This window comes from Streptomyces sp. NWU339 (genome assembly GCF_003143855.1).
In the GTDB taxonomy this organism is placed as follows: domain Bacteria; phylum Actinomycetota; class Actinomycetes; order Streptomycetales; family Streptomycetaceae; genus Streptomyces.
Map to the genome: position 1 here is coordinate 144,771 of NZ_QFRK01000002.1, position 21,230 is coordinate 166,000.

Consider the following 21,230-nt stretch of genomic DNA (forward strand, 5'->3'; position numbering starts at 1 on the left):
GTCACCTCTCCGGGTACAGGTCGGTACGGTCGATCCAGGTGGGAGCGACGAAGATGGTGTCGCCGGCGGGGGCTTCGGAGGCTTCCAGCAGGGACCAGGTGCGGGACTCCTCGACCAGGTGCTCCCAGGGCGCCGCCCAGTCGAGCTCCCACTCCAGGCCGGTGCCGGAGATGCCGTACGTGCGGCCGGCGTCCACCCGCCAGAACTGGGAGCAGAGGATCACCTGGGCGTGGTCGGCAAGGTCGTTGATGATCTCGGCGAAGTGGGCCGAGGGCCAGCCAGGAGCGTCGTCCGCAGCGCTGGCTCGTAGGCGCGCGGTGAGCGGCGGGACGACCGGGGTGCGGGCGCCGAGTTCCGTCAAGGCCCAGCGGATGCCGCTGGGCTCGGTCCAGTCGGGCGGGGTCTGCCGTTCCAGGCAGGCGCGGTAGGCGCGGCGCAGGGGCTCGATGGAGTCGTCGATCTCCAGGTTGGCCAGGGCCATGGCTGCCCATTCGCGGACGGTCGGGTCGTCGCTGTCCAGCAGTCTGATGAGGGCGGGGCCGCAGTGGGGAGCGCCCACTTCCTCGAAGACCTCGATGGCGGTCAGCTGCCCGAAGCCGCCGAGGGAAGGCAGGCCGTCGACGATGACGGGGATGGCGTCGGAGCCTATCCAGATCAGCTCCGCGCGGGCGTCGTAGGACTCGCCGGCTTCTCCGTCGAGCTGCTGGACGAGTCTCTTGATGTGGGCGGTCATGACACCGGCTGGTCGCGGCGCCAGAAGGTGGGCAGCCACCAGCAGAGGACGGAGGGGTCCGTCGGCCACGGGGCCCAGTCCTCCGTTCCCCAGACTTCGAAGGAATCCCGGGTGAGGTCGATCGGGCGCCAGGCCGGATCGGGCGGTTCGTCCGCTGTCGGGGGTCGGACGAACCGTCGGCCGTGCTGGTCGCAGGCACCGAAGTCCCGGTAGTTGTGCTGGGCCTCGATGAGGGAGACCTTGTTCGCCCCGCCGTCCATGGTGGGCCACCGGAACTGGATGGCGTCGTCCTCCCAGAAGCAGACGGGGCAGATGGCGTACGAGCCGGGCATCTCGTCCAGGACGAGATGCCCACAGCAAGGACAGGGGTAGTGGCGGCTCACCTGCGTAGTCTCATTGACCTGCTGTCCCCGGTGCCATGTATTTCCAGGCCAGTGGCGGTCCGCCGGTCCGCAGAGAGTCCGCAAGACGTTCGTGGACAGCCGTCGGAACCCAACGCAGTCAACGGTGAAAGCCCTGTTCAGAGGCTTGGGCGGGGCGCCGCCGCAGGTCAGGATCGGATGGCAGGCGTTCCGCTTCAACGTGTGAGTGGGCGCAGCATCGCCATGTCGGTGCCTGGCGGGAACGTAGGACGCCGAGTGCTGGCGGTGATCAGTTCGTTCACGGACGCTCAAGGGGCCGTTTCTGCCGCCTGTGTGCGGTGCCGGGTGTCGATGAAGGAGTACGGGGGCCAGGGGCCCAGGAAGCGGATGCGGACGGCGGGTCGGCGGGCCCGCAGGTCGGCCAGCACGGTGCCGACGGTGTCGATGTCCTCCCGTCCGACGAGCAGGGCGGCGCACAGGACGTCCGTCTCGTCCGCGGCACGGTGGGTGGGGCCGCGGTTGCGGTAGTCCTCGGCGATGGACAGCAGACGGTGCCTGGTCTCGGCGTGCAGGGTGTCGGCGAGCCGTCCGGCCGCGTTGCGGGCCCGGTGCTCCCGCTGCTTGGCCATCAGCCTGCGCATGCCGGGCGACAGACCGTCCGGCCGGCCCTCGGGCGCGTCCTCTCCCGCTTCGTCCGTGGTGACGGCCGTGTGGTCCACGGTGATGTCGACCCGCAGTTCGCACCGGCCGGCCAGTTCCTCCAACCGGCCCGCGATGTCCGCCGCCTGCTCGGTGATCCACTCGGTCAGGCGCCGTTCGGCGCTCCGCCCGGCCGCGGGCCGCCCCTCGGCCGGCGGCTCCTCGGCGACCAGGACGTTGAAGGTCATCGGCAGGACGCTGCCGGTGCGTTCCCACACGGTGTTCACCGCTCGGCTCTGCTCCTCCACCCAGCGGCGCACCTGTTCGTCGCTGCCCTGGAGAGGAGCCGGCGGAGCGTCGTGTACCAGTGCCGCGACGGAGGTGCCGGGAACGCGCACCAGCCGCAGCGGGTGGCCGTCGATCCCGGTGACGCCGTCGGCCGCGTCCGGCCGGTCCCGGAGCAGCGCGTACACGTACAGCGCGGTGTGCTCGGTCATCCGTCTGCCTCCTCCGCCCAGCGCTGCGGGTTGATCAGCTTGTCCACGACGTCGTCGACCACCTCGTCCAGCCCCCTGTGCAGGTCGGCGACCGAGGAGACGATGCCGTGGTCCTCCTTGATCTGCTCCAGCGCCTCGTCCAGTTCCAGCAGGGCGTTCGCCAGGCGTTCGGCCTCCTGCGGAGTCAGGTCGTGGCCGTTCATGCGGCGCAGCGCCTGGCGGTCCAGCGCCTCCTGGATGACCTCCACCAAGGTGACCACCAAGGACAGCACCCCGTGTTTGAGGCTCTTCTCGTCGACGGTCAACGGCATGTCGGCTCTCCCTCCTCCTGCTGTCGTGCTCGCCCGCTCATCCGGTCGCCGCCACGGGCCCCGTCGCGCGCAGCCGTTCCGCCCAGGCCGCCGGATCGTCCGCGGCCAGCCTCACCTCGTCGCCCGTGGCGGTGTGCACCGCGAGGACGCAGCCCTCCCCGGCAGGGCTGTACGCGGGCACCTGTCGCACCGCGGTGATGTCCGCCGTGGACAGCACGAGCGCCGGCCGGGAATCCACGGGAGACTTCCAGACCAGCCTGTCGGCGGTCAGCCGCCCCTGACCGCCGCGCCACAACGGCCCGCCCCGGCGCGGTTCGTGGTACCACAGGTGCCCCTCGACGAAAGGCGGATCCTCTTCGACGGGGGGCGTGAACGGGAGGGCGGCCACCGGGCGGCCCGCGCACGCCTCGGTGAGGAGGGCGTGCAGTTCTCCGGGCTCCCGGGCCGAGAGGCGTTCCCGACCGCCGTCGGCCAGGGCGACGTCCAGGCGCAGCCGTTCCTCGCCCCCCACCGTCCTCTCCGGTTCGAGACGCACGGCGGTGACGGCGTCGAGTCCGGTCTCCCACAGGATCTCCCGCGGTTCGTCCCGCAGGACGACGAGGCGCCGGTCGGTGAGGTAGACGGTGCCGGGCCGCCATCCGTGGTAGAGGCCCTCCGTCAGGAGGTGGCCGCCGCTCATCCGGCAGACGATGTTCTCGTCCTCCCCCAGGTCGAGGGCACGGCGGGCGACGGACCGCTCGGCCCAGGCGCGGGTGTCCTCGTCCCAGTGGCGCATCATCCCGTACTCCAGCATCGTCTCCATTCCGGCGACGGCCGCCCGGACGGAGACGCCGATCAGCGGGATGTCGGCCACGGCGACGATCAGGTCGAGGTGCAGGACCGCGCCCTTGTTCAACAGGACTTCCAGCAGGTCGTCCAGGGTGACCCGCGGATCCCGCGTGGGGCGCATCGGTGCCAGGTCAGCCGTCACGCCGTTCCGCCTCGCCCTCGCTCTCGTCGTCGGTGGTGGTGGACTCCTCCCGGCGCTCGGACACCGCCGCCGGGAGTGTGTGCTCGGAGCGGCTCCGCACCTGGGCCTGCGCGCTGCGCCACCCGCACCAGGGGCACCACTCGTCCAGCAGTTGCTCGACCGGGGCGCGCTTGCCGCAGGCCGGGCAGGTCTCCTTCTCCTCGCGTGTACGGCGCCACGCGGCGGTCTCCGTGTCCGTGCCGGACGGGAACTCCAGCCCGTAGCGGGCAGCCGTCTCGAAAGAGGCCAGCGCCGCGCGCAGCCGGATGCCCAGCAGTTCCACCCCGGCCACCGAGACCATGATGTCGGCGTTGAGCACGAGGCCCTTGTCCAGCAGGGTTTCCACCACGTGAGCGAGGCTGCCGTCGCCGTCCCGCCGGGGCCGCATCGGGGACGGGCCTGCACCCGGAACCCCACCCTGGGACGGGCCGCGCCACGAGACCGTGGACGGGGACCTGCTGTCGCTCGGGACGGTCCTCTCGGGATAGTTGCTCATTCCGCGCGTTTGTCCGCTCTCCTGTCACTTACACACCCGGCACACACCCGGGCCCGGGGCCGAGAGCGCGTGGGGCCGGGACGATCCGCAGCGCACCGCGGACGTCCGGCGGGGCCCGGTGCGGGCGGTGGGAGGATGCGGGGAGGGCGAGGGAAGGGCGGGAAGCGTGGGGCGGGGTGAGCGGGACACGGTCGTGAGGGGAGCGCGACTGTACGAGGCGGCGCAGGCGGTGGTCGGTGACCACGGCAGGGCCGTCGAGGCGGTGCGGGCGGCACTGAGGCCGATCCACGACGCGGCGGTGCAGCGGGAACTCGACGCCATCCCCGTCGCCCGGCTGCAGGACGTCACCGAAGGGCGGCTCCGACTGGGGGGCGTCGAGAAGAGCGGACTGCGCACGGTGGGCAGTGTGCTCGAAGCGGGTCCCTACCGGTTGCGGCAGATTCCCGGTGTCGGGCAGCGCACCGTCGACCAGATGCTCGCCGCCGCCCGCCGGCTTTCCGAGGCCGCGCACGAGACCGTGGCCGTCCACATCGACGTGGACCGGCCGGAACCGAGCACCACTGCGCTCGTCGGGGCCCTGCACGTATTGGTGGAGGCCGGACCGGACGCCCGGCGCGCCGTCGACAAAGCCACCGCGCTGTCGGAGCGGCTCGGTCCGTTGCTGGCCGATGCCAGGCCCGCCGCCGGGCGTTTCCGGATGCTCATGGCGGGCCGGGAGAAGAGGGCGCGCGCGCTGGCCGCGGTCACCGGGATCCGGGTGCTGGTGGACGAGGAGGAGCAGGCGGGCCTGCCCGGACTGCTCGCCCAGGCTTCGGTGGACCTGCTGCGGGGGCCCTCGTCCGACGTCGCGGCCTGGGTGGACTTCGAGCTCCGCTCGGCCGAGTACTACAGCCTGCTCGCCGAGATCTCCGGGCGGCTGCCCGACGCGGCCGCCGCCGAGGGGTTCCTGCCCGACGAGATCGCCGAGCGGGTACGGACCCAGCATCTCGACGACTCCCACCGGCGGGTCTCCCTGCGCGGTTACCAGGCGTTCGGCGCGCGGTTCGCCCTCGCGCAGCGCAAGGTAGTACTCGGCGACGAGATGGGGCTCGGCAAGACCATCCAGGCGATCGCCGTGCTGGCACATCTGGCCGCCGAGGGGCAGAGCCACTTCATGGTCGTCTGCCCGGCGAGCGTCCTCGTGAACTGGACCCGGGAGATCGAGACCCGCAGCGCACTGCGCGCCATGGTGCTCCACGGCCCCGACCGGCACGACGCGTTCGCCGACTGGAAAGGGCGGGGCGGGGTCGGGGTGACCACGTTCGACGCGCTGCGGGGATTTCCCGCGCCGGGAGGCGGAGAGGTCGGACTGATCGTGGTCGACGAGGCGCACTGTGTGAAGAACCCGAAGGCCAAGCGGTCCCAGGCGGTCGCCCTGTGGGCGGAGCACTGCGAGCGCGTCCTCTTCATGACCGGAACCCCGATGGAGAACAGGGTCGTGGAGTTCCGCAATCTGGTCCGGATGCTCGACGGCGACGTCGCGGAATCCCTGGGCGAGCGGGACGCGCTGGCCGGATCGGTCGCCTTCCGCAAGGCCGTCGCCCCGGTCTACCTGCGACGCAACCAGGAGGACGTGCTGACGGAACTGCCGAGTCTCCAGCAGACCGACGAGTGGGAGGAGCTGAGCGCCTCGGACGAGGAGGCATACCGTGAGGCCGTGCGCGCCGGCAACTTCATGGCGATGCGCAGGGCCGCGTACCTGCGCCCCGGGAAGTCGGCCAAGCTGGACCGGCTCCGGGAGATCGTCCAGGAGGCCGGTGAGAACGGGCAGAAGACAGTGGTCTTCTCCAACTTCAAGGACGTCCTGGGCGTGGTGAAGGAGGCACTCGACGCAGGACCCGCTGCCGGCACCGCGGTGTTCGGTCCGCTCACCGGAGGCGTCCCGGCCGGACGACGGCAGCAGATCGTCGACGACTTCGCCGGTGTCCCGGGCCCCGCGGTGCTCCTGGCGCAGATCCAGGCGGCGGGCGTCGGCCTCAACATGCAGGCCGCCTCGGTCGTCATCATCTGCGAACCCCAGATCAAGCCGACCCTCGAGCACCAGGCGGTGGCCCGGGCCCACCGCATGGGTCAGGTCAGGCCGGTCTGCGTGCACCGACTCCTCGCCACCGGGGGAGTGGACGAACGCATGGTGAGGATGCTGGAGGACAAGACCCGCCTGTTCGACGCCTACGCACGCCGCAGCGCCGTGGCCGAAGCCACCCCGGACGCGGTCGACGTCTCGGACACCGAGTTGGCGCGCCGGATCGTCGAGGAGGAACAGGCACGCCTGGGCATGACCGACGGGAGGCCCACAGCGCCCGAATGAGCGGCAGGGAGAGCGGCGGCCCACCGGCCCGGTCGTCGACGGGCCGTCCACTGCCCGGGACCGTCGTTGATCAAGTCCGTCGTCCGCGGGGACACTGGGCCGCGTCGAACGGGCGCGGGGTGCCGGGGTGGGTCGGTGAGGACGGCGGGGGCGGGTCCGGTGTTCCGGTGGGTGCTGCTCCTGGGGCTGCTGCTGGTGGGGGCCTGGGCCTGCGTGTCCGAGACGGCGACCGAGATCGAGCTGGTCGAGCTGACGGTGCGCTCACGCGCGGGTCACCCGGTCCGGCCCCAGGCCGACCCCGAACAGGGCGAAGGTGCTCTGCTGGATGCCCATGTTCAACCCTCGCCGCTCGGGCCGCGAAGCCTCCGCCGTGGCGGCCACCGCGGTCGGGGAGAACGCCCCCTCGGTGACGCCCATGACGACCCGCACCAGGAGCAGGCTGACGAGCCCGCCGACCATGCCGGTCAGCAGCGAGCAGACCGAGAAGAACACGATCGAACCGACCAGGACCTTGCGCCGTCCCAGCCGGTCGGAGAGACCGCCCATGAGGAGGGAGGAACAACCCCAGGCCAGACCGAGGACGCCGATGATGTTGCCCAGGTCCTGATAGTCGAGCCCGAGTTCCTTCATCATCGAGGGGAAGAGCGGGCTGATGATCCAGCGGTCCAGGCCGACGAGACCGAATCCCAGGGACAGCAGCAGAAAAGCCGAGCGCTCATAGCGGATGTCGTACTCTTTTGTTGTCATGCCGCTCTTCCTTCTCTGCTTTCGCTTTCACGGATTTCCGTGACCAGCTCTCCGCTGTCGAGGACCCGGCCGAAGAAAGTGCCCATGGTGTCCTCCGTCGCCTTCTGTGCCGCGTCGCTGCGCGCTCCGGTGGCGTCGGCGACGAAAGCCACCTTGAAGTCGCGCATGTACGCGCCGCGCGCGGTGGAATCGCAGCAGACCTCGGTGAGGGTGCCGATGATGATCACCGTGTCCACCTGGCGCAGGCCCGAGACGCCGGCCAGTACGCTTTCCAGCCGCGTGTTGTGGAAGGCGTCGTAGCGGTGCTTCTGGACGACGACGTCCTCGGGCTCCGGTGCGAGGGCGTCGACGACCTGCGCGCCGAACGTGCTGCCGCGCATGCCCGCGGTCAGCAGCGCCGGATTGTAGGTGGATTCCAGCGGCGACACGTCGAACGTGCCGAGCAGAATGTGCTGGGTGTAAATCACCGGATGCCGGCCTCCCGGCATCCGGTAATGACCTTCTGCATCTCCGGTATCCTCCGGCGTGCCATCGGCACCTCCATCGGATGCCCCTCCGGAACGAAATCGTTCTGCATGTCGATCACGAGCAGTGCCGTATTCTTCGGCTGTACTCGCCACATCGCGTTCAACGGATGGACTCCTTTTGCGCGGCGAAATGCGGAAGGTCTGGATACCGGCCCGGATGATTGAGGCATGAGCCTAGCCGCGAAGAGTGTTTCCTCGGATATAGGAATTCTTTATACCGTCCCGGCCGGCCGGGTGCGCGTGTCCCGGGCCGCGCCGGGGTACTCGCGCCGAGGCGAAGGGGCGGGGGTGTTGCCGGCGCGCGGGCCGCGCCACGGCGGCGGCCGGGAGAGATCGGACGTGGAACAGGAGGAAGATCGGTTGGCAGCGTGGCTTCGAAGGGTGGCTCGCACGCTGGGGTGGGAGCTTGCCGCAGTGGGCCGTAGCGCACGTTCCGCGCTGAGGCGTCCGGGCCCCGAACGGGACACCATGGTGCAGTCGCTCAAGGCCGCCGGCGCGGCGATCGCCGCCTGGGCGCTGACCGGATGGTGGCTCGAAGCGCCGATGGCCCTGCTGGCACCCTGGACCGCCATCGTGCTGGTGGCGAGCACCGTCTACCGGTCGGTGCACTCGGGGGTGCAGCAGTTCGCCGTCATCGTGGTGGGCACGCTGTGGGCTTCGGCGGCATTGGCCGTCGCCGGGAATTCCACCCTGGGCGCGATGGCCCTCACCCTGCCGCCCCTGGTGCTGATCGGCAACTACCGCCGACTGGGCAGCCAGGGCATCTACGGCGCCACCACGGCTCTGTTCGTCATCACCTACGGCGCGTCCGCAGCGGGAGACGTCGGCCACCGGCTGCTCGAGACGCTGATCGGTGCCGTGGTCGGCATTGCGGTCAACGCGTTCGTGCTGCCGCCGGTGCATCTGCGCAGTGTGCGGGAGAACCTTCATGGGCTGGTCCACCACAGTGGGGAGCTACTGGCCTCGGTGGCCGAGGGGCTCCGTGAGGAGGACGGGCTTTCGGACGCCGCGCAGTGGCACGACCGCGCCCGGCGGCTGGGTGGGACGGTGCAGGCCCTGGCCGATGCCAGGCGGTGGACCTCGGAGAGCTACCGGTTCAACCCCGGGCGGCGGATGCGCCGCAACGGTCCCGCGCTGCCCCCGGCCGAAGCGGACGTGGCCTGGGAGCGGATCAGCGGTCATCTCGTCGCCATCACCCGCACCCTCGACGGCGCGGCCGGCGACGAGCCGCGCCTGGTGGCCCCCTCCTCCGCGTGCCTGGCCCGCTGTGCCGAAGTGCTGGGGCAGGCGGCGACCGTGTGTCGCGTGGACGCGGAGATCCTGGAGCAGGCCGGACGGTCCCCCTCCGCAGCGCAGCAGGACCGGCGGGATGCCGCACTGGAAGAAGCGCTGACCGCCCACGACGCACTGATCACGGACATCCAGCGGGAAGAAGGAGCGGCGGTCGCCACGGGCGGCGAACTCGTCGTCGAGACCCACCAGCTCCTCTGCGAACTGGCGAACGCGGCTGAACGCCGGCGCCGCGCGCCCGCACCGGAGCGGTAGAGGCGGGCGCGCGGTGCCGGCAGGGCCGCGGGGCGGCCCTGCCGGCCCGTTTCGGCGTGGGCGGTCAGCGCCCGACGGCCTTGCGCAGTTGTTGCTTGTTCATGGACGAACGGCCTTCGATGTTCTTCTTCTTCGCCTCTTCGTAGAGCTGGTCCTTCGTGGGGCCCTGCGCACCCCTGTGGGAACGCTCTCCGCCACGCTGCGAGGCGGACTTCGGGTCCTGTGTGGAGGTTTTGCTCGAGGTCTTGGCCTCACCCGAACGCGCACGCTCCTTGTTCACCGTGCGTGCGGCGATCTCCTTCGCACGCTCCTCCGACCTGCCGCGCTCCTCGGCGCTCTCCTTGATGTGCTCGTACTGCCGCTCTCGCTTGGCGCTCGATCCGGACGGCATGACGCGTCTCCTCTGTCTCGCATGTCTCACATGTCTCACATGGATGTCACAGGCACTGGCGCTCTGCGGGTACCCGCAACCAGCGGCATGCCACACCGCGCTGCCGCACCGCACCGCGCTGCTCCACCGCGTCGTGCCGCAGGCGTTAACCGCGCACGACATGGGCACTCGTCCGCGAGGCACCCCGATCCGCAACGCCAGGAAGCCGCGCGGGCCGCGCACCGTACAAGGAGGCCGTGATGTCACCTCTGACCGCCGCCCCGTCCATCCGGGGACTGTCAGCCGTGGTCACCGGCGGCTCGCGGGGGCTGGGGCTGCTCCTCGCGGACGAGCTGGCCGCTCGGCACTGCGCCGTGACGATGGTCGCCCGGGACGGCGAAGAGCTGACCCTGGCGGCGGAACTGCTCCGCCGACGCCGCGGGGCACGCATCCGTACAGCGGTGTGCGACGTGCGGGACCGTGCGGCCGTGCGGGACGTGCTCGGCGAAACCGCCCGGGACTGCGGAGGCGTCGACCTGGTGATCGCCAACGCGGGGATCATCCAGGTGGCGCCCGTGGAGGCCGTCGGTGCCGAGGAGTTCCGGTCCGCGATGGACACGATCTTCTACGGCGCGTTGCACACGTCGCTGGAGGCGCTGCCTTATCTGCGGAGGAGTCCGGCCGGCGGCCGGCTCGCGCTGATCGGTTCGGTCGGCGGGCTGCTCGCCGCCCCGCACCTGCTGCCGTACTCCTGCGCCAAGTCCGCCGTGGGAACGCTGGCGGAAGGGCTTTACGCCGAAGCCGCCCGCGACGGCGTCACCGTCACCGCCGTCCATCCGGGCCTCATGCGCACCGGTTCGCACCTGCACGCCGTTTTCGGGGGCGAGCAGGAGAAGGAGTTCGCCTGGTTCTCGACGCTGGCGGGCATGCCGTTGGTGTCCATGGACGCCGGCCGGGCGGCGAAGGCCATCGTCCGCGGCATCCAGCGGCGGCGTACGCGCATCGTGCTCACGCCCGCCGCCCGCGCGGCCGGCCTCGCGCACGGTGTGGCGCCGACGCTCACCACCCGGGCCACCGCCCTGGCCGCCCGCATGCTGCCGTCTGCCGGAGGCGGCCCGCGAGGGCTCCGGAGGGGTGCCGAGGTCGGACCGCCGTCCCATCCGGTGGCGCGCAGGGTCCGCGCATGGGGCAGCGCGCTCAACGATCGCGCGTCGAGGGCGTACAACCAGCGTTCCGTGTGACGGCCGAGCGCGAGGCGGACAGAACGCGACGTGGACGGAGTGCGGCGCGGACGGAGTGCTGCGCGGACGGAGTGCGGCGCGAGCAGGGGACGACATGAACAGGAAGGCGACACGATGACGGACGGGAACGAGGCACCGCAGGACCCCACCGGCCTGCACCCGCAGCCGGACTTTCCCTCGCAGGACCAGCCGCACCCGGGTTGGACCGGTCCGATGGACCCGCCGCCCGACCACGGCGAGGACTCCTACCGCGGCAGCGGGCTGCTGAAGGACCGGAAGACCGTGGTCACCGGGGGCGACTCCGGTATCGGCCGAGCGGTCGCCCTCGCGTTCGCCCGGGAGGGCGCCGACGTCCTGTTCACCCATCTGCGGGAGGAAGGGGACGAGGCGCGCGAGACGACGCGGCTCGTGGAGGAGGCGGGCCGGCGCGCCGTGGCCGTCGTCTGCGACATCCGCGAGGAGTCCCAGTGCCGGTCGCTGGTCGACAGGGCCGTGGCGGAATTCGGGCGCATCGACGTCCTCGTCAACAACGCCGCCTACCAGATGGCTCAGCCGAAGGGCATCGGCAGTATCTCCACCGAGCAGTTCGACCGGGTCGTGCGCACCAACCTCTACGGCATGTTCTGGCTGTGCAAGTTCTCCCTGCCGCACATCCCGGCGGGCGGCTCGATCATCAACTCCGCTTCCGTCCAGGCCTACAAGCCCACTCCCCATCTCCTCGACTACGCGATGACGAAGGGGGGGATCGTCACGTTCACGCAGGGCCTGGCCCAGATGCTCGCGTCCGACGGGATCCGGGTGAACGCCGTGGCGCCCGGGCCCGTGTGGACCCCGCTGATCCCCGCGACGCTGGAGGACACCGCCGAGTTCGGCAAACAGAGCCCTCTCGGCCGCCCCGCCCAGCCGGCGGAGATGGCACCGGCCTATGTCTATCTGGCCTCGGCGCAGGCCGGTTTCATCACCGCGGAGATCCTCAACGCGACGGGCGGTACGCCCCTGCCCTGACCCCATGAGGGGGCTGCTACGGCCGGCCACCGGCGGGAGCGGCACGACGGCCGTCCCGCGGGTGGGCAGGCCCGTACGACGAGACCGCTGCCCGCCCGCCGGCCCGCGCTGACGTCGCCGCCCAGGACCTCGACCGTTCGGACCCGTTCGCGGAGCCTGGCGAGGCCCCGCGGTGATCTCGTGTTCACCGTGCCGCACTTCGACCGAGGTGCGGCTTTCGTGTGTTCGCTCGAGGGCGTTCGGCGGGGTCTTTCGCGTGACGTGGTGCGCCGCCGGAGAAGCGCCGTCGAAGGCCCGGCGGGAATATGACGCGCGCATGGCGGGTCTGTTTCGTTCGCGCAGGGCCCTTGTGCGATTCCTGTGGAACCCTCAATCTTTCATCTGGCGCACGGAGTTGACCGGTCACAGAGAGTTGACATGAGCAGGTCAATAGTGGACCCGCTGTGCCACCGGCGCAGCACGTGCGTCGACCGCACCATCCCCCCACAGCAACGCACCACCGACTGAGGAGGAACCCTCACATGGCAGTGATGCGTCACCCCCGGCGAAGAATGGCCACCCTCGGCGTCGCGACCAGCGCGGCGCTCGTGGCGGGGCTCGTCGCCGCACTCCCCGCCGGCGCGGCCCCCGCCGCTGCCGAAGGCCGCATCCAGTACGAGGGCGCGGCGAACGCCGTCGCCGACAGCTTCATCGTGACCCTGAAGGCGGACGAGGCCAAGGCCGGCTCCGCCAAGGGCCGCGCCCTGGCGGAGAAGTACGGGGCCGAGATCGAGCGGACCTACACCAAGGCCCTCAACGGCTACGAGGTCGAGGCCTCCGAGGCCGAGGCGAAACGTCTCGCCGCCGACCCGGCCGTCGCCTCGGTGATCCAGAACCGCACCTTCCACATCACCGCCACCCAGCCCAGCCCGCCCTCCTGGGGCCTGGACCGCATCGACCAGCGGAACCTGCCGCTGAACAACTCGTACACCTACCCGGACTCGGCCGGGCAGGGCGTGACCGCCTACGTCATCGACACCGGCGTCCGCATCACGCACAGCGACTTCGGTGGCCGTGCCTCCTACGGCTACGACGCCGTCGACAACGACAACACCGCCCAGGACGGCAACGGCCACGGCACCCACGTCGCGGGCACCGTCGCCGGCAACGCCTACGGCGTGGCCAAGAAGGCGAAGGTCGTCGGCGTCCGCGTGCTGAACAACTCCGGCTCCGGCACCACCGCCCAGGTCGTCGCCGGCATCGACTGGGTCGCCCGGAACGCGGTCAAGCCCGCCGTCGCCAACATGTCCCTCGGCGGCGGTGCCGACAGCGCCCTCGACACGGCCGTGCGCAACGCGGTCGCCTCCGGCGTCACCTTCGTCGTCGCGGCGGGCAACGAGTCCACCAACGCCTCCACCAAGTCCCCGGCCCGCGTCGCCGAGGCGATCACCGTCGGCGCCACCACCTCCAGCGACGCCCGCGCCAGCTACTCCAACTACGGCTCGATCCTCGACGTGTTCGCGCCCGGCTCCTCCATCACCTCCGCCTGGCACACCGGCGACACGGCCACCAACACCATCTCCGGTACGTCCATGGCGAGCCCGCACGCCGCCGGAGCGGCCGCCCTCCACCTGGCCGCCAACCCCTCGGCCACCCCTGCCCAGGTCTCCTCCGCGCTGACGGCCGCCGCCACCACCGGCGTCGTCGGCAACCCGGGCAGCGGCTCCCCCAACCTCCTGCTGAACGTGGGGGAGGGCGGCACCACCCCGCCGCCCACCGGTGACCGCTTCGAGAACACCACCGACTACACAATCAACGACCTCTCCACCGTCGAGTCCCCGATCACCGTCTCGGGCGTCTCCGGCAACGCACCGTCCGACCTGGCCGTCGACGTGGACATCACCCACACCTACATCGGTGACCTCCAGGTCCAGCTGATCGCCCCCGACGGCACGGCGTACACGCTGAAGTCGTACGGCACCGGCGGCAGCGCGGACGACATCAACACCACGTACACGGTCGATGCCTCCTCGGAGACCGCGAACGGCACGTGGAAGCTGCGCGTCAGCGACCGTTCGTGGTGGGACACCGGCCGGCTCAACGGCTGGGCCCTGCAGTTCTGACGTAGGGCCTGACCCCGCGTCAATGCTGTTCCTGTGCCCCGCCCCCGCGGCGGGGCACGGGCATGCGGTGAGAGGTCCTGAGAGGTCCTGAGAGGTACGCAGCCCCGCGGACCCGGCCCGGCCCGAACCGGGGGCACCCCGACGGGCCCCGCGTACAGCCCGCTTACGATGCGCGCGGAGCCGTATGTCGGCCCGCGTCCAGCGGATGCACCTCTCCGCATCAGCACGGCAGAACCAGGAGCACGGCACCCGTGTCCATACCCCCGCCCCCCGGGCCCCGTCAGCCCGAGGACTTCCCGGGCCCGCACGCCCAGGGGCAGTACCCCCAGGGCCCGTACGCTGCTCCGCAGCCGCAAGGGGCCCCTCCGCCACCGCAGTTCCCCTACGGGCCTCAAGGCCTCCACGGCCCCCAGGGCCCTTATCCCCCGTACGGCCCCTACGGGCTGCAGCCCCCGGCCGCCGGCGGCACTGTCAACGGGGTCGCCATCGCCGCCCTCGTGTGCGGCCTGCTGTGCTTCCTGCCGGCTGTCGGGCTCGTGCTGGGGCTGATCGCGCTGTGGCAGATCCGTCGGCGCTCGGAGCGCGGCCGGGGCATGGCGATCGCCGGATCCGTGCTGTCCTCCGTCGGGCTGGCGCTGTGGGTGCTGTCGCTCTCCACCGGTGCCGCGGCCGACTTCTGGGAGGGCTTCAAGGAGGGGGCGCGCGGCAACACGGTCCTCGCCCTGGAGGAGGGCGACTGCTTCGACTCGCCCGACGGACTGGTGGGCTGGGCGATCGAGGCCGACCAGGTGCCCTGCTCGCAGGAGCACGACGGGGAGGTCTTCGCCCTCGTCACCCTGCCCGACGGCGCCTTCCCGGGCGACGACAGCCTCGTCGACACCGCCGACGACCGGTGCTACGCCCTCCAGGACGGTTACGCCATGGACGCCTGGGCCCTGCCGTCCGACGTGGACGTGTACCACATCACGCCGTCCCGGGAGAGCTGGGACTACGGCGACCGCGTGATCACCTGTGTGTTCGGCAACCGGGACGCGGACGCCACCCTCACCGGGTCGCTGCGCCGGGACGAGAGCACGCTCGACGCGGACCAGGTGGCCTATCTGAAGGCCACGCACGTACTCAACGCGGCGCTGGACCAGATCCCCTTGGAGGAGGCCGAGGAGGACCTGCCCGGCAACCAGAAGTGGGCGGGGCAGATGTCCGAGGCGCTCGCCCAGCAGAGCGGGATGCTGCGGGAGCACGAGTGGCCCGCCGACGCCGAGCGGCCGGTGACGAAACTCGTCGGTGAGCTCGAGAAGGCCGAGGCCGCATGGGCGAAGGCCGCCGAGGCCGACGGCCTGGACGCCTTCTACGAGCACTCCGCTGAGGGATGGGAGCTCATCGATGCCCGCAAGACGGTCACCGCGCGCAAGGCTCTGGGCCTGGCCACCATCCCGCCGACGTTCGACGAGGGCGAGAGCGGGAGCGAGAGTGGGACCGGAGGCGGGAACGACGGGGCCGATGACGGCAGTCTCGAGGTGTGAGGGCTTCCACAGCGGGGAGAAAGTGCCTGGGTAAAGACCCCGGCAAGGGTCCGTCATCACTTCGAGTGATTCTCTGGCCTTTACTTGCCCGGTACAACCCACGGTTGCCACCCTGTCGCTATCTGTACAACCTGACGGGAGCGGCCAGTGACATTCGGTGAGCAGCCGGCATATCTGCGCGTCGCGGGTGATCTCCGTAAGAAGATCGTCGACGGTCGGCTGCCGCCGCACACCCGCCTCCCGTCCCAGGCGAGGATCCGCGAGGAGTACGGCGTCTCCGACACGGTCGCGCTGGAGGCGCGCAAGGTGCTCATGGCGGAAGGCCTCGTCGAGGGCCGCTCCGGCTCGGGGACCTACGTCCGGGAGCGGCCCGTCCCCCGGCGCATCGCCCGTTCGGGGTTCCGTCCGGAGCGTGGCGCCACCCCGTTCCGGCAGGAGCAGGCGGACGGGAGCGTGCAGGGCACCTGGGAGTCGAGCAGTGCGCAGGCCGATGCCTGCGGGGCCGTCGCCGAGCGGCTCGGGATCGAGCCGGGCGACCGGGTGATGCGCACCCGGTACCTCTTCCGGGAGGCCGGCGAGCCGATGATGCTCTCCACCTCCTGGGAGCCGCTCGCCCTGACCGGCCGGACGCCCGTGATGCTGCCCGAGGAGGGGCCGCTCGGCGGTATGGGCGTGGTCGAGCGCATGCGAGCCATCGACGTGATCGTGGACAACGTCACCGAGGAGGTCGGCGCCCGCCCCGGCCTCGCCGAGGAGCTGGCGTCGCTGGGCGGCGTCCCCGGTCACGTCGTCCTGGTCGTCCGGCGCACGTACTACGCCTCGGGCCGCCCGGTCGAGACGGCCGACGTGGTGATCCCCGCCGACCGCTACCGGGTCGCGTACCACCTCCCGGTGAGGTAGCCGCCCCGTCCCGGGACATCGCGGGCGGCGGCCCCGGGAGATCGCCCCGGAGCCGTCGCCGGGCCCGGAGTGCTCCCTCTGCGCCCCGCCTGCGCCCCGTCCCTGCGTCCGGACGGGGGCGGGGCGGCGGCATGCCTGGTCGGGCGACGTAGAAATCTGGCCGTTCTCGCAGGTGGCCCCCGAGCTGGGGGAGCCGGGGCGGCATGCCGCTGACCGGATACGTCGGGCTTGCGTACGGCGCGTTCGCCACCGTGCGCCCCCTGGGTACTGGCTGGTTGCGTACCTCTTTGTGCAAACCCATGTTCGCTGCGTAAAGGTAAGGCGTAGGCTCGGGCATATGCGGATTGGGGTTTCCTTACCGGGCTGGGCGCGACGCAGGTCGCGGGCGGGAAGTGGAGGGGCGCGATGAGCGACGGCACGGCCACGCTTCCCTGGCTCGTGGTGCGGCAGGACGACAACGGCAACCGGTACCGCGTGGGCCGGTACGCGACCCGGGCCGAGGCGCAGAAGATCGCGGACAGTCTCGACGGCCGCGGGCACAAGCAGCTGTACTGGGTCGAGCGCATCGGTCAGAACGCGACGACCGCCGACTGACGTCACGCGTCCCGGTAGGGTCCCGCTCGACTGTGGTTCGAACGAGCGGAAACGGGACGGGTTCGGTGCTGATCGACACGGTGGCCTGGGTGCGGATCGAGAAGGGCCGCATCCTGTGTGCGCGCCCGCGCGGGAAGGACGTCTTCTACATCCCCGGCGGCAAGCGCGAGGGGGCGGAGAGCGACGTCGAGACGCTGCTGCGGGAGATCAGGGAAGAGCTCGCGGTCGCACTCGACCCGGACACGGCCGTCCACGTGGGCACGTACGAGGCGGCGATCCCCGGGACCCTCGGGACCCCCGGCCTTCCAAAGGGCGCGGTCGTCCGGATGGCCTGTTACACCGCCGAGGGCGAGGGGGAGCCGGAGCCGAGCAGCGAGATCGAGGAGATGGCCTGGTTCTCGTACGCCGACCGGGAACTGGTGCCGCCAGTGGACCAGTTGCTCTTCGACGATCTGGCCGCCACCGGCGAACTCGCCTAGACCACCCGCCCCGACCCCGTACCCGATCGAGGGCCCCGCCGCTTGACGCGCGGTGGGGCCCTTCGGGGTCCCGGGACCGGGAGGGCTCGTCGGACTCGCCTTCCCCGATACGGGTACCTGTCCGTTCGCCTCGCACCTCATGAGCGACGCCGAACGCGGAGCCCGCGGTGCGTTCGAGGTGACGGGCCTGTGACCGATGTCCGTATGCGCGATACCCGGGCGGGGATGTCGGGTATGGGTCCATTGACCCCATGAAACCTGATATGGGGAGTCTGTTGTCAGCCCCGGAGTGACGGAAGTGGTCCGCGTGATCGACACCGAAGACGACCGGGTCACGTGGACCTTCCCCGCGGAGCCGGGTGCCGTGGGCGCCGCGCGCTCCACGGTCCGCGCGCAGTTGCACGGCTGGGGTCTCGACGGCGTCGGTGACCTGGCGGCCCTGCTGGTCAGTGAGCTGGTCACCAACGCCCTGCGGCACGCCACCGGTCCCATCGGCGTCTGCCTGTCGCGTCCCTCCGGCCCGGACGGCGTCCTGCGGGTCGAGGTCTCCGACCCGCTGCCGGACTTCCCGCACGAGCGCGTGGCCCGGGCCGAGGACGAGGGCGGGCGCGGGCTGCAGCTCGTCGCCCGCACCGCCCGCCGCTGGGGCACCCGGCCGGGCGAGGTCGGCAAGACCGTGTGGTTCGAACTCACGGTGCCCGAGTGAGGCGTTCGCGCCCGGCTGAAACGAGGCGCTGTCCCGCGCCTCGGCCGTGTACGCACGGGCCACTCCTGTCGAGCGGCCGGTTCCGGCCCCTGATGGTTGTCGAAGAAGGGGGTTCGATGACGTGTCCGCTGGTTAGAAGACTGGGAGTGTTCTCACAGTTCGGACCGAAAAGCATCGGGACCGTGCTGTGATCGTGAACACCGTGTTGTGTGGCGCCGTAGTGCTGGATACTGCGGGCAGCCGCCCCCGGCGACCGGTGCCGGACGCGGTGAGCTGGAGGGGACGGTTCGCGTGGGCGAGATACCAGCGAAGGCCACGGAGTCCAAGGACCCGTCGGACGGTGCAAGGGCCGAGGCCGCTGACGGCCTCACTTCCGGCGATGCCTCGTCCGGCGACGTCCCGTCCGCGGGCGCCGTGCCCGCCGGCGTTTCTCCCGTCGAGGCATTGGCCACCGACGCCTCTTCCGGCGCCCCCTTCCCCACCGACGCCCCGACCGTCGATGGCATGTGGCAGAGCAGCCCTCCCGGCTCCATGTACGACTACATAAAGGTCGCCTCCTTCTCCATCGGCCCCGACGGACTGGTCGACCAGTGGAGCCTGCGCGCCGAACAGCTCCTCGGCATCCCGGCGGAGCGGGCCGTCGGGATGGACCCCATCGCGGCGTTCGTCGATCCGGACCGGCGTGAGCGGGGCCAGCGCAAGATGACCGAGATCCTCGACGGCCGGGAGTGGACCGGAGTCGTGCCCTTCCGGACCCCCGACACGGTGGACGACGGGCCCGGCCGGGAGGGAGTCGCCGAGGTCTACGTCATGCCGACGCGCACCGAGGACGGCGAGAAGGCAGCCGTCTGCATCGTCGTCGACGTGCGCACCCTGCGCAGCATCGAGACCGATCTCGCCGCCTCGCAGGCCATATTCGGCCAATCCCCCTTCGGCTTCCTGCTGATCGACCCCGACCTGCGGGTGCGCCGCGCCAACCAGCGGTTCGCGTCCACCTTCGGCGGCATGCCCGACGACCACCGGGGCAAGGGTGTCCACGACTACCTGCCGCGCGCCGAGGCCGAGCGGGTGGCCGCGACCATGCGCAGGGTGCTGGAGACCGGCGAGTCCATCACGGACATGCACGTCACCGGATTCATCCCGGACACCGACGGGCGGCGCCACTGGTCGGTCAACCTCTACCGCGTGCACAGCGGCAGCGGCCGTCCCATCGGCATCGCCTGGCTGGGAATCGACATCACCGCCCGCCGTGCCGCCGCCCGCGAGGCCGCCGCCGCACGGCGCAACCTCGCCCTGCTCAACGAGGCCGGCGCCCGGATCGGCAATTCCCTCGACCTGGAGACCACGGCCCGCGAACTCCTGGACGTCGTCGTCCCCGGCTTCTGCGACCTGGCCACCGTCGACCTCTATCAGGGGCTGCTGGCCGGCGACGAGACCCCGCCGGGGCTGGCCGACGGCAGTGCGGACGTGCGCCGCGTCGCCTTCGCCAGTGCCGTCTCCGAAGCGCCGTTCAGCGTCACCGGCGAGCCCGTCAAGCTGGGCGCCGTCCACAACTACGCGTTCAACTCGCCGTGCGCGGACGCCCTGCGCACCGGCCGCCCGCGACTGGTGCCGGGCGAGGAGGGCGGGCTGGTGCGGACCACGCTCGCCGTGCCGATGGTCGCCCACGACACGGTGGTCGGGCTCGCCCAGTTCGCCCGTACCAAGGGCAGCGAGCCGTTCGGGGACCGCGACCGCGACCTCGCCGTGGAACTGGCCGCGCGCGCCGCCGTCTGCATCGACAACGCCCGCCTCTACCGGCGCGAGCACGAACGCGCCCTGCTGCTGCAGCGGTCCCTGCTGCCGCCCGGCGACCCGGAGGCCTCCGGTCTCGACATCGCCTGCCGCTACCTGCCCGGCAGCGCGGCGACCGGCCGCTCCGGCGAGGTCGGCGGCGACTGGTTCGACGTCATCGAACTGCCCGGCCACCGCACCGCGCTGGTCGTCGGGGACGTGATGGGGCGGGGGCTGCGTGCCGCGGTGGCCATGGGTGAACTGCGCAGCGCTGTCCGCACCCTGGCCCAGCTCGACCTCGAACCCGCGGAGGTGCTCTCCCATTTGGACGAGATCGTCCAGGGACTCGGCGCCCCCGGAGGCGTCCAGCAGGCGACCCGGGCCGCCCGCCGCCCCCGGGAGGCCGACCTCTCCGAGGTCTACCTGGCGACCTGCGTCTACGCGGTCTACGACCCGGTGACCAGGCGGTGCACCTTCGCCAACGCGGGCCATCCGCCGCCGGTCCTGGTCGAACCGGGGGAGGCCGCCCTGATGCTGGACGTGCCGCCGGGCATGCCGCTCGGCGTCGGCGGGGAGCCCTTCGAGGAGGTCGAGGTCGAACTGCCCGAGGGCGCCCTGCTCGCGCTCTACACGGACGGGCTGGTCGAAAGCCGCGACCACCCCCTCGACGAGGGCCTCCAGGCCTTCGTGGGCGCCCTCACCGGCCCGTCCCACCCGTCGCCCGCCCGCCACTCCGCGACGACGGCGCCGCGCGCCGACACCCACAGGGACCTGGAGGACGTCTGCGACCACGTCCTCAACGCCCTCAACACCCACCACGGCGAAGACGACATCGCGCTGCTGATGGCCAGGGTCCAGGGGCTGCCCGCCGATTCCGTCGGCGACTGGACGCTGCCGCGCGAACCCCGCAGCGTGGGCCGCGCCCGCGAGTACGCCCGCGCGCAACTGCTCGCCTGGGACCTGGAACCCCTCGTCGACACCACGGAACTCCTGGTCAGCGAGCTGGTCACCAACGCCCTGCGATACGGCGAGGGAGAGATCAGGCTCCGCCTCCTGCTCGACCGCACCCTGGTCTGTGAGGTCTGGGACTCCGGCCTGGTCCAGCCGCGCCGCCGCCGCGCCCGCGACACCGACGAGGGCGGCCGAGGTCTCCAGCTCGTCGGCCTGCTCAGCGCGGCCTGGGGCTCCCGTCGTACCCCCCGCGGCAAGACCGTCTGGTTCGAACTCCCCCTCCCCGGCGGCGAAACCCCCCTCGCCGACCCGGCCGAAGCCCTCATGAGCCTTTTCTGACCCCCGACACGTCGACCGACCGCCGCTCGTCTAC

Annotated in this window: 21 protein-coding genes; 11 read left to right on the forward strand and 10 right to left on the reverse strand. The window is 71.5% G+C overall.

Going from position 1 to position 21,230, the window contains the following annotated elements:
- Position 1 precedes the first annotated feature (1 nt).
- From DIZ27_RS03645 to DIZ27_RS48380, 6 genes are all read right to left on the reverse strand, one after another.
- Positions 2-733: a HEAT repeat domain-containing protein gene (locus DIZ27_RS03645; protein ID WP_109376802.1), complete on the reverse strand. Its 732-nt coding sequence runs from the start codon at positions 731-733 to the stop codon at positions 2-4.
- Entirely contained in the window at positions 730-1,116 is a 387-nt protein-coding gene (locus tag DIZ27_RS03650) for a CPCC family cysteine-rich protein (RefSeq protein ID WP_109376803.1), read from the reverse strand. Before DIZ27_RS03650 ends, DIZ27_RS03645 begins: the two co-directional genes overlap by 4 nt.
- A 287-nt stretch (positions 1,117-1,403) precedes the next feature.
- Complete coding sequence (locus DIZ27_RS03655; protein WP_109376804.1) at positions 1,404-2,231, reverse strand: GvpL/GvpF family gas vesicle protein; 828 nt, start codon at positions 2,229-2,231, stop codon at positions 1,404-1,406.
- Positions 2,228-2,542 (reverse strand): gas vesicle protein K, encoded by a 315-nt coding sequence (locus DIZ27_RS03660; protein ID WP_109376805.1) that lies wholly within the window; start codon positions 2,540-2,542, stop codon positions 2,228-2,230. Before DIZ27_RS03660 ends, DIZ27_RS03655 begins: the two co-directional genes overlap by 4 nt.
- A gap of 37 nt (positions 2,543-2,579) precedes the next feature.
- The gene (gvpJ, locus tag DIZ27_RS03665) at positions 2,580-3,512 is read right to left on the reverse strand and encodes a gas vesicle protein GvpJ (protein WP_258308219.1); all 933 of its coding nucleotides are present in this window, start codon (positions 3,510-3,512) and stop codon (positions 2,580-2,582) included.
- Complete coding sequence (locus tag DIZ27_RS48380) at positions 3,502-3,900, reverse strand: gas vesicle protein (protein ID WP_309074837.1); 399 nt, start codon at positions 3,898-3,900, stop codon at positions 3,502-3,504. The genes gvpJ and DIZ27_RS48380 overlap by 11 nt, the downstream gene beginning before the upstream one ends.
- A gap of 313 nt (positions 3,901-4,213) precedes the next feature.
- Between DIZ27_RS48380 and DIZ27_RS03675 the strand changes: the two genes are divergently transcribed.
- A complete protein-coding gene (locus DIZ27_RS03675) occupies positions 4,214-6,394 on the forward strand; it encodes a DEAD/DEAH box helicase (RefSeq protein ID WP_109376807.1) in 2,181 nt (726 codons plus the stop codon).
- Between the two features lie 261 nt (positions 6,395-6,655).
- Here DIZ27_RS03675 and DIZ27_RS03680 read toward each other — a convergent pair whose 3' ends face one another.
- Genes DIZ27_RS03680 through DIZ27_RS03690 form a run of 3 tightly spaced genes read right to left on the reverse strand, consistent with a single transcriptional unit; the run spans position 6,656 to position 7,772 of the window.
- Complete coding sequence (locus DIZ27_RS03680; RefSeq protein WP_109376808.1) at positions 6,656-7,141, reverse strand: MFS transporter; 486 nt, start codon at positions 7,139-7,141, stop codon at positions 6,656-6,658.
- Complete coding sequence (locus tag DIZ27_RS03685) at positions 7,138-7,608, reverse strand: isochorismatase family cysteine hydrolase (RefSeq protein ID WP_181383359.1); 471 nt, start codon at positions 7,606-7,608, stop codon at positions 7,138-7,140. Before DIZ27_RS03685 ends, DIZ27_RS03680 begins: the two co-directional genes overlap by 4 nt.
- Positions 7,605-7,772: a cysteine hydrolase family protein gene (locus DIZ27_RS03690; protein ID WP_181383360.1), complete on the reverse strand. Its 168-nt coding sequence runs from the start codon at positions 7,770-7,772 to the stop codon at positions 7,605-7,607. The genes DIZ27_RS03685 and DIZ27_RS03690 overlap by 4 nt, the downstream gene beginning before the upstream one ends.
- A gap of 310 nt (positions 7,773-8,082) precedes the next feature.
- On the opposite strand from DIZ27_RS03690, the gene DIZ27_RS03695 reads away from it, so the two are divergent.
- A complete protein-coding gene (locus DIZ27_RS03695; protein ID WP_181383361.1) occupies positions 8,083-9,213 on the forward strand; it encodes an aromatic acid exporter family protein in 1,131 nt (376 codons plus the stop codon).
- A gap of 64 nt (positions 9,214-9,277) precedes the next feature.
- Here DIZ27_RS03695 and DIZ27_RS03700 read toward each other — a convergent pair whose 3' ends face one another.
- A complete protein-coding gene (locus tag DIZ27_RS03700; protein WP_109376812.1) occupies positions 9,278-9,604 on the reverse strand; it encodes a plasmid stabilization protein in 327 nt (108 codons plus the stop codon).
- A gap of 239 nt (positions 9,605-9,843) precedes the next feature.
- Here DIZ27_RS03700 and DIZ27_RS03705 point away from each other — a divergent pair, with 239 nt between their 5' ends.
- The 9 genes from DIZ27_RS03705 to DIZ27_RS03745 all read left to right on the forward strand — a co-directional run bounded on the left by DIZ27_RS03705 (position 9,844) and on the right by DIZ27_RS03745 (position 21,196).
- Positions 9,844-10,824: an SDR family oxidoreductase gene (locus DIZ27_RS03705; RefSeq protein ID WP_109376813.1), complete on the forward strand. Its 981-nt coding sequence runs from the start codon at positions 9,844-9,846 to the stop codon at positions 10,822-10,824.
- A gap of 114 nt (positions 10,825-10,938) precedes the next feature.
- Positions 10,939-11,829: an SDR family oxidoreductase gene (locus DIZ27_RS03710; protein WP_109376814.1), complete on the forward strand. Its 891-nt coding sequence runs from the start codon at positions 10,939-10,941 to the stop codon at positions 11,827-11,829.
- Between the two features lie 521 nt (positions 11,830-12,350).
- Complete coding sequence (locus DIZ27_RS03715) at positions 12,351-13,931, forward strand: S8 family peptidase (protein ID WP_109376815.1); 1,581 nt, start codon at positions 12,351-12,353, stop codon at positions 13,929-13,931.
- A 251-nt stretch (positions 13,932-14,182) separates the two neighbouring features.
- Positions 14,183-15,454 carry a DUF4190 domain-containing protein gene (locus DIZ27_RS03720; RefSeq protein ID WP_109376816.1) on the forward strand — a complete coding sequence of 424 codons (1,272 nt, stop codon included), beginning with the start codon at positions 14,183-14,185 and terminating at the stop codon, positions 15,452-15,454.
- A 147-nt stretch (positions 15,455-15,601) separates the two neighbouring features.
- Positions 15,602-16,354, forward strand: coding sequence for a GntR family transcriptional regulator (locus DIZ27_RS03725; protein ID WP_109376817.1), 753 nt, complete (start codon positions 15,602-15,604; stop codon positions 16,352-16,354).
- Positions 16,355-16,759: 405 nt separating this feature from the next.
- A complete protein-coding gene (locus DIZ27_RS03730; protein WP_109376818.1) occupies positions 16,760-16,948 on the forward strand; it encodes an SPOR domain-containing protein in 189 nt (62 codons plus the stop codon).
- A gap of 65 nt (positions 16,949-17,013) precedes the next feature.
- Entirely contained in the window at positions 17,014-17,427 is a 414-nt protein-coding gene (locus tag DIZ27_RS03735) for an NUDIX domain-containing protein (RefSeq protein WP_109376819.1), read from the forward strand.
- Between the two features lie 298 nt (positions 17,428-17,725).
- Entirely contained in the window at positions 17,726-18,133 is a 408-nt protein-coding gene (locus DIZ27_RS03740) for an ATP-binding protein (RefSeq protein ID WP_109377017.1), read from the forward strand.
- Between the two features lie 291 nt (positions 18,134-18,424).
- Positions 18,425-21,196, forward strand: coding sequence for a SpoIIE family protein phosphatase (locus DIZ27_RS03745; RefSeq protein WP_109376820.1), 2,772 nt, complete (start codon positions 18,425-18,427; stop codon positions 21,194-21,196).
- Positions 21,197-21,230: the final 34 nt, after the last annotated feature.

What these genes read in the sequence shown, in the direction of transcription:
- DIZ27_RS03645 (WP_109376802.1), bottom strand. Translation starts at nt 733, where the DNA reads ATGACCGCCCACATCAAGAGACTCGTCCAGCAGCTCGACGGAGAAGCC.
- DIZ27_RS03680 (WP_109376808.1), bottom strand. Translation starts at nt 7,141, where the DNA reads ATGACAACAAAAGAGTACGACATCCGCTATGAGCGCTCGGCTTTTCTG.
- DIZ27_RS03700 (WP_109376812.1), bottom strand. Translation starts at nt 9,604, where the DNA reads ATGCCGTCCGGATCGAGCGCCAAGCGAGAGCGGCAGTACGAGCACATC.
- DIZ27_RS03730 (WP_109376818.1), top strand. Translation starts at nt 16,760, where the DNA reads ATGAGCGACGGCACGGCCACGCTTCCCTGGCTCGTGGTGCGGCAGGAC.
- DIZ27_RS03655 (WP_109376804.1), bottom strand. Translation starts at nt 2,231, where the DNA reads ATGACCGAGCACACCGCGCTGTACGTGTACGCGCTGCTCCGGGACCGG.
- DIZ27_RS03705 (WP_109376813.1), top strand. Translation starts at nt 9,844, where the DNA reads ATGTCACCTCTGACCGCCGCCCCGTCCATCCGGGGACTGTCAGCCGTG.
- DIZ27_RS03715 (WP_109376815.1), top strand. Translation starts at nt 12,351, where the DNA reads ATGGCAGTGATGCGTCACCCCCGGCGAAGAATGGCCACCCTCGGCGTC.
- DIZ27_RS03710 (WP_109376814.1), top strand. Translation starts at nt 10,939, where the DNA reads ATGACGGACGGGAACGAGGCACCGCAGGACCCCACCGGCCTGCACCCG.
- DIZ27_RS03660 (WP_109376805.1), bottom strand. Translation starts at nt 2,542, where the DNA reads ATGCCGTTGACCGTCGACGAGAAGAGCCTCAAACACGGGGTGCTGTCC.